This is a genomic window from Paenibacillus sp. FSL K6-1566 (genome assembly GCF_038050475.1).
Classification (GTDB): domain Bacteria; phylum Bacillota; class Bacilli; order Paenibacillales; family Paenibacillaceae; genus Paenibacillus_AQ; species Paenibacillus_AQ lactis.
In genome coordinates, this window is record NZ_JBBOSR010000001.1 from 2,162,378 (window position 1) to 2,175,610 (window position 13,233).

The following is a 13,233-nucleotide window of genomic DNA, read 5'->3' on the forward strand; positions in this document are numbered from 1 at the left end:
AAAAAGTACAAATCATCTGATACAAAATACATGGCTCCAGCAGTCCATTTACGGCATATTTAAATTAAAAATTGGATTGTATAAGCAGGAGATGAGTACAAACGATGAGCATCGATAAATATCAGGAAACGTATATTCAACAGAACTTTGCCGATCGAATCGGCGGTGCTAACTACGGTAAAGACACAGCCATTTATAAATTCGAGAAGATCAAAAGAGCCAAAGCTGCCGCGAAGCTGGAGCATCCCGATACGGAGCTGATCGATATGGGCGTCGGCGAACCGGACGAGATGGCTGACGCCGGGATCGTAGCGAAGCTGGCCGAAGAAGCGGCTAAGCCGGAAAACCGCGGTTACGCCGATAACGGAATTGCCGAGTTCAAGGAAGCCGCTGTCCGCTATTTGAAAAACGTATTCGGTGTGGAAGGGATCAATCCGGCCACGGAGGTGCTCCATTCCATCGGCTCCAAGCCGGCGCTTGCCATGCTGCCGTCATGCTTTATCAATCCCGGCGACGTCACGATTATGACCGTTCCGGGATACCCTGTGCTCGGTACGCATACTAAATATTTGGGCGGCGAAGTATATAATGTGGAGCTGAAGAAGGAGAATGATTTCTTGCCGGACCTCAGCTCCATTCCGGAAGATATCGCACGCCGGGCGAAGCTGCTTTATCTGAATTACCCGAATAATCCGACGGGGGCAAGCGCAACCTACGAATTTTTCGCCGAGGTCGTTGAGTGGGCCCGCAAATACGGCGTTGTCGTGGTGCATGACGCTCCATATGCTGCGCTGACCTTTGATGGCCTGAAGCCGCTCAGCTTCTTGTCGGTGCCCGGGGCGAAGGATGTCGGTGTGGAGCTGCATTCCTTGTCCAAATCCTATAACATGACCGGCTGGCGCATCGGCTTTGTTGCCGGTAACCCGCTTGTCGTCAAAGCGTTCGGCGATGTAAAGGACAACAACGACTCCGGCCAGTTCATCGCGATTCAGAAGGCTGCCGCTTACGGCCTGGACAATCCGCAAATTACGGAGAAGATCGCAGAGAAGTATTCCCGCCGTCACGATATGCTGGTGGAGATGCTGAACGAGCTTGGCTTTACGGCCGAGAAGCCGAAGGGCTCCTTCTTCCTATATGTTGAAGCCCCTAAAGGCATTAAAGGCGGACGCCGCTTTGAATCCGGCGAAGACTTCTCACAATACTTGATCCGCGAAAAGCTGATCTCGACGGTACCTTGGGATGATGCCGGCCATTTCGTACGGTTTTCCGTAACCTTTATCGCGAACGGGGAAGAGGAGGAACGGCGCGTCATCTCTGAAATCCGCAGAAGGCTCAGCGACGTCGAGTTTGAATTCTGATTGGTAAAATTTTGGGTTTGGTTCATGACTTTATTCGACATGATCGCAGTTGACAACTCTTATGGGGTCTGTCATAATGAGATCAATCGAATAGCACCTTTAAATCAGTCCCGTGAGGCTGGCAAGGTAACGTGAACCGAGGTTCATTTTTGTGGAGGCATAGCTCTGTCTGCGGACGGTTGCTGCTGCCTGCCTATCTCTGTGAGATCAACTCCTTGCCCAGCGGGCAAGGAGTTTTTTTGTGTGTATGAATCTGGTTGATTTCAACAGACTGGTTAAGGGCTAATCCAAGAAGTGAATAAGGAGGAAACAAGGATGAGCAGTGAACAGCATGTCATTATGGACGAGACGGCGATCCGCCGTGCGCTGACAAGAATTGCCCATGAAATATTGGAAAAGAACAAGGGGATTGAGGATTGCGTGCTGGTCGGTATCCGTACGCGCGGCGTTTTCCTGGCCCAGCGAATTGCTGAGCGGATGAACGACATTGAAGGCACCCCGATCCCTTGGGGGGAGATCGACGTAACCTCTTACCGGGATGACCGTGACAGCAAAGGAGCGGCTGCCGGCGCAGGCGAAGGGGCCAAGCAAAGTTTGGCGCATCTGGACATTCACGACAAGAAAGTGATTCTGTTTGACGATGTGCTGTACACCGGACGGACGATCCGGGCGGCGATGGACGCCTTGATGGATTGCGGCCGTCCGAGAATGATCCAGCTGGCGGTGCTGGCAGACCGCGGTCATCGCGAGCTGCCGATTAGACCGGATTATATCGGGAAGAATGTTCCGACCTCCAAGCAGGAGGAAATTACGGTGTCGCTGAGCGAAATCGACGGCAAGGACGAAGTGACCATCAGCCACAGAGAGGAACGATAATATGACGACAACGGCCATTTCTTTGAAAGAACGCAGCCTGCTGGGATTAAAGGATATCAGCCGGGATGAGATCGCATCGATCCTGGACCGTGCAGCTTACTGGGAAGCGCAAACGGACAAAGTGATTCCGGTTCTCCAATCGAAATTTGCAGTGAACATGTTCTTCGAAAACAGCACGAGAACGAGATTTTCCTTCGAAATGGCCGAGAAGCGTCTTGGGGCCGAGGTGATGAACTTCGCGGCGGCCGCTTCGAGCGTCGAGAAGGGAGAATCCATCTACGATACGGTACGCACGCTGGAGTCGATGGGCGTCGACGCGGGGGTGATCCGGCTGAAGCCTGCAGGCGTTCTGCAGGAGCTGGCCGAGCGGGTATCGATCCCGCTCGTCAATGCCGGCGACGGAAACAATGAGCATCCGACGCAGGCTCTGCTGGATCTGTATACGATGCGAAAGTGCTTCGGCGAGCTGAGAGGGCTGACCGTATCGATCATCGGCGACATCAAGCACAGCCGGGTGGCCCGCTCCGACCTATGGGCCCTGCAAAAATTCGGCGCGAGCGTACAGTTCTGCGCACCCGAGTCGATGCAGGCTCCGGAGCTTGCGCAATATGCGCCTTACGTTTCGATGGAAACGGCGCTGAAGGCCGACGTGGTCATGATGCTGCGGGTTCAGCTGGAGCGCCACAATGAAGGGCTGTTCAAGTCGAGCAGCGAATACCGGGAGCAATACGGGCTGACGGAAGAGCGGGCCGCGCAGCTGGCCGGCCACACCATTATCATGCACCCGGCACCGGTCAACCGGAATGTGGAGATCGACGATGCGGTGGTGGAAAGCCCGAGATCGATGATTTTCAAGCAGATGTCCAACGGGGTTCCGATCCGGATGGCGGTTATGGAACGGGCGATGAAAGGGTAATTGAAGCGGCATAAAACGGTAAGAAATGAAATCGGGATTAATAAATATACACAAATATGAATTTTTATTATACAATATACAAAGAAGCGAATCGAAGCTTCGCTTTCGGAGGGGAATCTTAAGATGCAGATGCAAGTCATTAAAAATGCAAATGTGATCAATGAGCAGGGGCAGCTGGAACTTAAACATATCGTAATTGCAGGCGGGTTGATTGAAGCGGTGGTCAGTGAACTGGCGGATCTGCCGCAAGATTCCCGCGCACAAATCATCGATGCGGAGGGCAAGCTGGTCACGCCGGGATTCATCGATATGCATGTGCACTTAAGAGAGCCGGGCTATGAGCATAAGGAAACGATCGAAACCGGCAGCCGCTCGGCGGTTAAGGGCGGATTCACGACGATCGCCTGCATGCCGAATACAAGACCGGTAACCGATACGCCGGAGACGGTGAAGCTGATCCTCGATAAAGCGCGCGAAGCGAATCTGGCGAAGGTGCTGCCATACGCGGCCATCACGAAGAACGAGCTTGGACGCGAGCTGACGGATTTCGAAGCCTTGAAGGAAGCCGGGGCCATCGGATTTACGGATGACGGCGTCGGCGTTCAGAATGCGCAAATGATGAAGGATGCGATGAGAAAGGCCAAGGTGCTCGGCATGCCGGTCATCGCCCACTGCGAGGATGACTCGCTGGTGAAAGGCGCTTGCGTAACCGAAGGGGAGTTCGCTGAGCGCCACGGGTTGAAGGGAATCCCGAACGAATCGGAGGCGATTCACGTCGGGCGCGACATTTTGCTGACGGAAGCTACGGGCGTGCACTACCATGTGTGCCACGTGAGCACGGAGCAATCGGTCAGATTGATCCGCCAGGCGAAAGCGATCGGCATTTCGGTAACGGCCGAGGTCTGCCCGCACCATCTGGTGCTGTCGGATGAAGATATTCCGGGCCTTGACGCGAACTGGAAAATGAATCCCCCGCTGCGCTCGCCGCGCGATGTAGAGGCTTGCATCGAAGGGCTTCTGGATGGAACGCTGGACATGATCGTAACCGATCATGCGCCGCACAGCGCCGAGGAGAAAGCGAAGGGGATGGAGTTGGCACCGTTCGGCATCGTCGGATTCGAAACAGCCTTCCCGCTGCTCTACACGAAGTTCGTCGCCACGGGGAAATGGGATCTGTCGCTCCTGGTACGCCGGATGACCAGCGACCCGGCTCGCGTGTTCGGACTGGACAGCGGCGTGCTGAAAGCCGGCGCCGCTGCGGACCTGACCATGATTGATCTGAATGCGGAGAAGGAAGTGAACCCTGAAACGTTTGCGACGAAAGGCCGCAACACCCCGTTTACCGGATGGAAGCTGAAGGGCTGGCCGGTTATGACTTGGGTCGACGGCGAAGTGAAGTGGTCCGAACAAGGCGGGTTTTAGTAACACTTAGGCAATTGACCTATAAAATATATTACACATAGATGACAGGAGTGATCGGGATGCAGGCAAGATTGTTACTGGAGGATGGAACGCTGTTCGTCGGGAAGTCCTTCGGCGCGGATGCTGAGATGACCGGAGAGGTCGTATTCAATACAGGAATTACAGGATATCAGGAGGTGCTGAGCGATCCTTCGTACTGCGGACAGATCGTTACGATGACGTACCCACTGATCGGAAACTACGGCATAACGCGGGATGACTTTGAATCCATTCGGCCGTTCGTGCACGGATTCGTCGTTCGCCGACATGAGCCTGTTCCCAGCAACTGGCGTGCAGAGTACAGCGTCGATAATCTGCTGAAGGAATACGGCATCCCAGGGATCAGCGATATCGACACCCGGATGCTGACCCGGATTATCCGCCACCACGGTACGATGAAAGGGATTCTGACCACGTCCAGCAAATCGGTGGAAGAGCTGAAGGAAATGCTCGGACTCACCACGATCGATGAACTGCGGAATCAGGTAGCCAGAACATCCACGCCGCAAATGTTCTCGAGCCCGGGCTCCAAGGAGCGGATCGTCCTGGTCGACTTTGGGGCAAAAAGCGGGATCCTGCGCGAGCTGACCTCCCGCGGCTGCGATGTGATCGTGGTCCCTCATGACACGACCGCCGAGGAGATCCGCAGACTGCACCCGGACGGAATTCAGCTGTCCAACGGTCCTGGGGACCCGAAAGACGTTCCTTATGCCGTGAACATGGTGAAGGAGCTGCTCGGCGAATATCCGATCTTCGGCATCTGCCTGGGTCATCAGCTGTTCGCGCTGGCAGCCGGCGCCGATACCGAGAAGCTGAAGTTCGGGCATCGCGGCGGCAACCACCCGGTAAAAGATCTCGCCAGCGGCCGCTGCTACATCACATCGCAGAACCATGGCTACACGGTGAATGAAGAATCCGTCAAGAGCACGGAGCTCGAAGTGACTCACATCAACAATAACGACAAGACGATTGAAGGCTTGAAGCATAAGAAATTCCCGGCTTTCTCCGTACAATATCACCCGGAAGCTGCACCTGGACCGCACGACAGCAGCTACTTATTCGATCAGTTTCTTGAGATGATTCGAGAGCACAAGCAGAACGAAGTCCGGAAACCGCGCCAGGCGGTTCTGGCCGCAGCCGTGAAAGGAGCTCGCTAATATGCCAAAAAATGAATCCTTGAAAAAAATACTCGTCATCGGCTCCGGTCCGATCGTAATCGGTCAGGCCGCAGAATTCGACTATGCCGGCACACAAGCTTGCCAGGCGTTAAAGGAAGAGGGCATCGAGGTTGTGCTGATTAACAGCAACCCGGCCACGATCATGACGGATACCAACATGGCGGATAAAGTATACATCGAGCCGATCACGCTGGATTTTGTAACCCAAATCATCCGCCAGGAGCGTCCGGACGGCCTGCTGCCAACGCTGGGCGGCCAGACCGGCCTTAACATGGCAGTGGAGCTTGCACGCGCCGGTATTTTGGAACAGGAGAACGTGAAGCTGCTTGGAACGCAGCTGGAATCGATCGAGAAAGCGGAGGACCGCGACCTGTTCCGCGAGCTGATGCGCGAGCTGGAGCAGCCGGTGCCGGAAAGCACGATCGTCACGACGCTTGAAGAAGCGCTGGCATTTGCCGACGAGATCGGATACCCGGTCATCGTACGTCCGGCTTATACGCTGGGCGGCACGGGCGGCGGGATCTGCGCGAATGAGGAGGAGCTGCGGGAAACGGTGAGCTCCGGTCTTCGCTACAGCCCGATCAGCCAGTGCCTGATCGAGAAGAGCATCGCCGGCATGAAGGAAGTGGAGTATGAGGTTATGCGCGATGCGAACGATAACTGCATCGTCGTCTGCAACATGGAGAACTTCGACCCGGTCGGCGTTCATACGGGAGACAGCATCGTAGTTGCGCCGAGCCAGACATTGTCAGACCGCGAGTATCAAATGCTCAGATCCGCTTCGCTTAAAATCATCCGCGCCTTGAACATTGAAGGCGGATGTAACGTACAGTTCGCGCTTGACCCGAACAGCTACCAATACTATGTCATCGAGGTTAACCCGCGGGTCAGCCGCTCCTCGGCGCTGGCTTCGAAAGCGACGGGCTATCCGATCGCGAAGATGGCGGCCAAAATTGCCATGGGTTATACGCTGGATGAGATCGTCAATCCGGTAACAGGACAAACCTATGCCTGCTTCGAGCCGACGCTTGACTACATCGTCAGCAAAATTCCGCGCTGGCCTTTCGATAAATTCACGCAAGCGAACCGGAAGCTTGGAACGCAGATGAAAGCAACGGGTGAGGTCATGGCGATCGGCCGTACCTTCGAGGAGTCGATTCATAAAGCGGTCCGCTCGCTTGAGATCGGCGTTCACCGCCTCTACCTGAAGGGTGCGGACGAGCTGAGCGACGATGTCCTGAAGCAGCGCCTCGTCAAGGCCGATGATGAACGTATATTCCTGATCGCGGAAGCGTTCCGCCGCGGCTACGGGCTGCAGGAAATTCAGGATCTGACCCATGTCGACTGGTGGTTCCTGGACAAAATCGAGCGCTTGATCAAATACGAAGACCATATCCGCCAGGAGGCTGCGCTGACCTACGAAACCTTGTTTGAAGCGAAGCGTCTCGGCTTCACGGACCGCGCGATTGCAGAGCTTCGCGCCGAAGGCAAGGCGAGCATGCATACGACCGAGGAATCGATCCGCTTCCTGCGCCGTGAGCACGGACTGCGTCCGGTATACAAGATGGTTGACACCTGCGCAGCCGAGTTCGAAGCATCGACACCTTACTATTACTCGACGTACGAGACGGAGAACGAAGTGATCGAATCCTCCAAAGAGAAGGTAGTCGTTCTGGGCTCCGGCCCGATCCGTATCGGTCAAGGCATCGAGTTTGACTACTCCACGGTGCACGCCGTATGGGCGATCCAAAAGGCCGGTTACGAAGCCGTCATTATCAACAACAACCCGGAAACGGTATCCACGGACTTCAACACGTCCGACCGTCTCTACTTCGAGCCGCTCTTCTTCGAGGATGTCATGAATGTCATCGAGCAGGAGAAGCCGGTCGGCGTTATCGTGCAGTTCGGCGGACAAACGGCGATCAACCTGGCTGCTCCGCTCGCGAAAGCCGGCGTCAAAATTCTCGGCACAAGCCTCGAGAGCATCGATGAGGCCGAGGACCGCAAGAAATTCGAGGCGCTGCTGTCCAGACTGAACATTGCCCAGCCGAAAGGCAGCACGGTAACGTCGGTGGATGAAGCTGTAGGAACTGCCCAATCCCTTGGATATCCGGTTCTTGTTCGACCATCGTATGTACTAGGCGGACGCGCGATGGAGATCGTTTACTCCGACAGCGAGCTGCTGAGCTACATGGAGCAGGCCGTGAAGATCAATCCGGAGCATCCGGTTCTGATCGACCGCTACATGCTCGGCAAGGAAGTCGAAGTGGACGCGATCTGCGACGGCGACACGGTACTGATTCCGGGAATCATGGAGCATGTGGAGCGCGCAGGCGTTCACTCCGGCGACTCGATCGCGGTTTACCCGCCGCAATATTTGACGCAGGAACTGAAGGATAAGATTGCGGAAATTACGATCAAGATCGCGAAAGAATTGAATACCCGCGGATTGGTAAACATCCAGTTCGTTATCTATAAAAACGATGTGTACGTCATCGAAGTGAATCCGCGCTCTTCAAGAACGGTGCCTTTCCTGAGCAAGGTAACCGGCATCCCGATGGCTAACCTTGCAACCCAGGCTATCTTGGGCGGCAAGCTGAAGGATCTCGGCTACGAGGAAGGCATGTGGCCGGAGAGCGAGCATGTATCCGTTAAGGTACCGGTCTTCTCCTTCGCGAAGCTGCGCCGGGTTGAGCCTACGCTCGGTCCGGAGATGAAGTCGACCGGCGAGGTGATGGGCCGGGACGTGAAGTATGCCAAAGCGCTGTACAAAGGCTTGATCGGAGCCGGAATGAAGATTCCGTCCACCGGCGCGATCATCGCAACGATTGCAGACAAGGACAAAGCCGAAGCGGTAGATCTTCTGAAGGGCTTCCATAAGCTAGGTTACAAGATTGTGGCTACCGGAGGCACGGCAGCCGCACTGAAGGAAGCCGGACTTGATGTGACGACCATCAATAAGCTGTCCGAAGGCAATCCGAATATCCTTGACATGATCCGGACGGGCGAAGCGAACTTCGTCTTCAACACACTGACAAAGGGTAAGACACCGGAACGTGACGGATTCCGGATCCGTCGGGAAGCCGTTGAGAACGGCGTAGTATGCATGACCTCGCTTGATACGGTTCGCGAGCTTCTGACGATGCTGGAGACGATCAACTTCTCCTCTGAAGCGATGCCGGTTTAAGTCGGGAGGAGGAACTAGATGAACGCCAGCTATCAAGAAATGGCGGGCCGCCTGATGGTGGCCCTGGATTTTCCGGATGCCGCCCGCGCGATGGAACTGGTGCGGCGGTTAGAGGGAATTCCATGTTACATGAAGGTGGGCATGCAGCTCTTCTACGCTGCAGGTCCGGACTTCATAAGAGAGCTGAAGGCAGCAGGATACTCCGTGTTCCTGGATGTCAAGATGCATGATATTCCGAATACCGTAAAAGGCGGCTCGCACAGCGTTACCCGGCTTGGCGTGGATATGTTTAACGTCCATGCCGGCGGCGGGCTGGCGATGATGCAGGCGGCAATAGCCGCGGCGGAGGCCGCAGTGGCGGACACCCCGGGCCTTGCCATGCCTACGGTCATCGCGGTTACGCAATTAACGAGCACGAGCCGTCAGGTGATGAACGAAGAGATCGGTATCGCAGGTTCGGTGGAAGACACCGTCGTCCGATACGCAGAGCTTGCCCGCCAAGCCGGACTTCACGGCGTTGTGGCTTCTTCGCTCGAAGTAGAGGCCATCGCCGCAGCCTGCGGGAAGGCGTTTAAGACCGTGATTCCGGGCATCCGGCCCGCAGGCTCGGATGTGGGCGATCAGAAGCGGGTGCTGACACCGGGAGAGGCGATCCGCAAGGGCAGCCACTATCTGGTTGTCGGCCGTCCGATTACGGCTGCTTCAGATCCGCGGCAAGCCGCCGAACAAATTATAGAGGAGATGATTCAAGCATGAGTACACTCGCGAATATTCCACAACAGATCGCATCCTATTTGCTGAAGATCGAGGCGGTATCGCTTCGTCCGCATCAGCCGTTCACATGGACATCGGGCATCAAATCCCCGATCTACTGCGACAACCGGCTGACGATGTCCTATCCAGAGATTCGCGAAACCATTGCTGAGTCATTCGCGGCGGTCATCCGGGAGCAGTATCCGGAGGCGGAAGCGATCGCGGGAACCGCAACGGCAGGCATTCCTCACGCAGCATGGGTGTCCCAGAAGCTGAATCTCCCCATGTCCTATATTCGCGACAAAGCGAAAGGCCATGGCAAGGAGAATCTGATCGAAGGCCTGATCAAGCCCGGCCAAAAGATCGTTGTCATCGAAGACCTCATCTCCACCGGCGGCAGCTCGCTGAAAGCTGCGCAAGCGGTGAAAGATGCAGGCGCACAGCCGCTGGCTGTACTGGCTATCTTCAGCTATCAGCTGGATAAAGCGGTACAAGCCTTCGCCGAGGCAGACATTCCGATGCAGAGCTTATCGAACTACACGGCGCTGATCGATGTAGCGCTTAGCGAGAATCGGATTCAAAAGGAAGATGTGGAGCTGCTCAAGTCTTGGAGAGCGAATCCGTCGTCCTTCGGAGTATAAATGCAATCGTTAATGCCTTCAGGGGCTGTTCCGGGTCAGTAGACTTGGGGGCAGCCCTTTCTTTTGCTTTCACGATATTGAGCTCCTCTGTTTCAACGTTGATCTACCCTTGTTGGAGTATTTTATAGCTAGCAAAAAATAGACTATCCTATTTAAAGAAGTATAAAATAATTGTAATCACTCGATGATTATTCGAAATAATTGTACTATAATTGAGTTATAAGTACATTTTTGGAGTTGGATATGGGGGTGGGGAGTCTGAACCTGTACGTTAAGGAAAGCGGCAACCAAGACGCTTCGCGGATGATGGTGTTCTTACATGGGGGCGGCGTAAGCGGGTGGATGTGGAACAAGCAGGTATCTTTTTTTAAGGACAGCTGGTGCTTGGTCCCTGATTTGCCCGGCCATGGCCGGAGCAGCGGAGATCATGTCTCTTTTTCCATAAAAGAAACCGCGGAACAGATCTGTGATCTCATTTCGGCAAAGGCGGACGGCAGAGAGGTTGTTGTTGTCGGCTTTTCATTAGGTGCGCAGATCCTTGTGGATATGATGTGCCAGAACCCTGAGCTTATCCATTATGCCGTCGTAAACAGCGCATTGCTGCGTCCGATGCCGGCAGCCCTTCGGATGATCGTACCGTCCGTCCGGCTCAGTTTCCCGTTGATGAGAAGAAGATGGTTTTCCAAGCTGCAGGCCGGTACGCTCTACGTTGGCGAGGATGATTTCGAGCACTACTACGCCGAATCGCTTCAGATGAACCAGAAGCTGCTCGTTTCCGTGCTGACGGAGAATATGTCCTATTCGCTCTCGCCGCAGATCGCGGAGTCGAATGCGAGGCTGCTGGTTACCGTCGGGGAGAAGGAGCGGGGCATCATGAGAAAATCGGCGGAGGATCTGGTAGGGCACTCCGACCGTGCTGTCGGCGTCGTGTTTCCCGGCATCGGGCACGGCATACCGCTCGCCAATCCCGAGCTGTTTAACCATGTCGTTGACGGCTGGCTCGGCACGGGGGCCGTCTCTTCAGATGTAGACTCCATCCGGGCGAATCCGCGATAAGCACAGCCAGATGATATCTGGGTACCTAGAGGTCACTGAAGGCGTTAACTACGGGGAGTATTTTAAAGCGCATTACGAAAGAGGAGGACAAGCCACTTTATGAAGGCGAAGAAAGAAGCTGTGCTTGAAGCGGGGAAGCGGTTATTTTTAGAACAGGGGATCTTGCAGACGAGCATGGAGCAAATTGCCGAAGCCGTTCCGGTGTCCAAAATGACCCTCTATAACTATTACCACAGCAAAGAGGGGCTTCTGGATCAAGTCGTAGACCGGCTGATTGAGGAGATGATGACATTATACCGCGGCGTGATGGACCAGGCGGAGAATCCACTAGAGGCGTTGACAAGCTTGTATCAGGATCAGGAGGCATTCCGGAAGATTGCCTCGCAGAAGTTTGTGACCGACCTGGCCAAGTTTCCGGATCAAATGGAGAAGCTGAGGAAATTCAATGAGAAGCATGTTGTGCCGGAGTTTGAAATGCTGATCTTTAAAGGCCAGCAGCTGGGACAGATTCGGAAGGATATCTCGCCGCAGGTGCTTGTTGCTTTTCTGGCCTTCATTAAGGAGTTCTCCGCCCGTACGGAGTGGTACGCCGGTCTGGGCAGCTTGAACGCGATCAGCGAGCAGCTGATGACGATTCTGTATTACGGAATCATTCAGAGAGACGGGCCGCAAGAACATTGAACGAGCAAACATATTCCGGGTAGGTACTCTTCACGGGATGTTGTTTCGCGGCGTCTCGCGCTGGGCTCGTTAATCGACCGAGTGAAATGCTAGTTTCCTTGGAGGATTGTCCGAGATGGCGAAAATACGTGTAGGGCCTGAAATATTAAGCCGGCAAGGGGCGGAGACGGGAAGAAGATACCGTGACCGAAGGCTTGAAGAGGGGGGCGGAGAAGATCGGTTCAACGATGGCCGGCTGGTTCAAATAACTATGGGGAGTGGATGAGGAGATGAACATTTCAGAGGAGGAACGGTTTCATTTTCGGCTCATTCCGGCAGAGCAGATCCGTGGAGGCATCGTATGCTTTCTGTTCATTCTGCTTATTCCGGCTCTCGTAACGCTGGCGTCGCCGATAATGTCGCCTTACTTCTATGCGGCTTGTGCGATCTGGGCTGTGATGCTCATATGGGGAATCGGGATCGGGAGCAATCCTTACCGATCGGAGGTCGCGTTTGTGCTTTTCATGGGCGTATTCAGCCTGGCGCTGGCGTTTACCTGTCAAATTGCTGTTCTTAAAATGATGTACGATCTGGCCGGATTGACCGGCATCGGTTATGGCGCAAGTTCGCTTGGCGGTATGGTGCTGCTGTTCGGCGTGTTCTATACGCTGCACTTCAGGGCTCTACAGAAAGGTGCTTACCAATCGATGGAACGAAAGGGCGGAGTCGGCAAGGCGGGGAGAGTGGCTCTGCTGTGTGCGGGCATCGGCTATGCGGCTTACTATATCGCAGTCGCTGTCATCGGGGATATCGGCAGCTTTGTGATGGGGATGGCCGCCTTCACGGTGCTGCTGGTCCTTGGCATCTATATGGCGGTCGTCTTTATTCACCGCTATCTCTTTATCCGGCAGCATATGGATAAGCTGAAAGCCCACTACCCCGTTCTGGGAATGCCGAAAGAGCAGCGCACGGCGGCGCATTTGACGAAGATGAACGGCGGGAGCGGTCAGCAGCCGGCTCATCGTACACGCAAAAAAAGGAGGGGATCGAGATGAAGGAGCAATCGCTGCTTCCGAACGGCTCTATCGTCATTTTGAAGGAAGGCGAAGGCGGAGCCGATGAATTTGATAGCATGTTGCGTCCGTGG

The 13,233-nt window shown here is 54.9% G+C and carries 12 protein-coding genes; all 12 read left to right on the top strand.

What is annotated here, in order from left to right:
- Positions 1-104: 104 nt before the first annotated feature.
- The 12 genes from NST08_RS09220 (at position 105) to NST08_RS09275 (ending at position 13,141) form a co-directional block, all read left to right on the top strand.
- Positions 105-1,358, top strand: coding sequence for an LL-diaminopimelate aminotransferase (locus tag NST08_RS09220; protein WP_213614216.1), 1,254 nt, complete (start codon positions 105-107; stop codon positions 1,356-1,358).
- Between the two features lie 315 nt (positions 1,359-1,673).
- Positions 1,674-2,234 carry a bifunctional pyr operon transcriptional regulator/uracil phosphoribosyltransferase PyrR gene (gene pyrR, locus NST08_RS09225; protein ID WP_007129492.1) on the top strand — a complete coding sequence of 187 codons (561 nt, stop codon included), beginning with the start codon at positions 1,674-1,676 and terminating at the stop codon, positions 2,232-2,234.
- A 1-nt stretch (position 2,235) separates the two neighbouring features.
- On the top strand, positions 2,236-3,150 hold the full coding sequence (locus NST08_RS09230) for an aspartate carbamoyltransferase catalytic subunit (protein WP_007129493.1): 915 nt from the start codon (positions 2,236-2,238) through the stop codon (positions 3,148-3,150).
- Between the two features lie 123 nt (positions 3,151-3,273).
- On the top strand, positions 3,274-4,572 hold the full coding sequence (locus NST08_RS09235) for a dihydroorotase (protein WP_341341698.1): 1,299 nt from the start codon (positions 3,274-3,276) through the stop codon (positions 4,570-4,572).
- 59 nt (positions 4,573-4,631) lie between these two features.
- Positions 4,632-5,768 carry a carbamoyl phosphate synthase small subunit gene (locus NST08_RS09240; protein WP_007129495.1) on the top strand — a complete coding sequence of 379 codons (1,137 nt, stop codon included), beginning with the start codon at positions 4,632-4,634 and terminating at the stop codon, positions 5,766-5,768.
- 1 nt (position 5,769) lies between these two features.
- A complete protein-coding gene (carB, locus tag NST08_RS09245) occupies positions 5,770-8,976 on the top strand; it encodes a carbamoyl-phosphate synthase large subunit (protein WP_341341699.1) in 3,207 nt (1,068 codons plus the stop codon).
- 18 nt (positions 8,977-8,994) lie between these two features.
- Entirely contained in the window at positions 8,995-9,732 is a 738-nt protein-coding gene (pyrF, locus tag NST08_RS09250) for an orotidine-5'-phosphate decarboxylase (RefSeq protein WP_341341700.1), read from the top strand.
- Positions 9,729-10,370, top strand: coding sequence for an orotate phosphoribosyltransferase (gene pyrE / locus NST08_RS09255; protein ID WP_007129498.1), 642 nt, complete (start codon positions 9,729-9,731; stop codon positions 10,368-10,370). Before pyrF ends, pyrE begins: the two co-directional genes overlap by 4 nt.
- Before the next feature lie 243 nt (positions 10,371-10,613).
- Positions 10,614-11,426 (top strand): alpha/beta fold hydrolase, encoded by an 813-nt coding sequence (locus NST08_RS09260; RefSeq protein WP_210095546.1) that lies wholly within the window; start codon positions 10,614-10,616, stop codon positions 11,424-11,426.
- Between the two features lie 99 nt (positions 11,427-11,525).
- On the top strand, positions 11,526-12,107 hold the full coding sequence (locus tag NST08_RS09265; RefSeq protein ID WP_028406168.1) for a TetR/AcrR family transcriptional regulator: 582 nt from the start codon (positions 11,526-11,528) through the stop codon (positions 12,105-12,107).
- 115 nt (positions 12,108-12,222) lie between these two features.
- Positions 12,223-12,372 (top strand): hypothetical protein, encoded by a 150-nt coding sequence (locus tag NST08_RS09270; RefSeq protein ID WP_210095545.1) that lies wholly within the window; start codon positions 12,223-12,225, stop codon positions 12,370-12,372.
- 4 nt (positions 12,373-12,376) lie between these two features.
- On the top strand, positions 12,377-13,141 hold the full coding sequence (locus tag NST08_RS09275) for a hypothetical protein (protein ID WP_210095544.1): 765 nt from the start codon (positions 12,377-12,379) through the stop codon (positions 13,139-13,141).
- Positions 13,142-13,233: the final 92 nt, after the last annotated feature.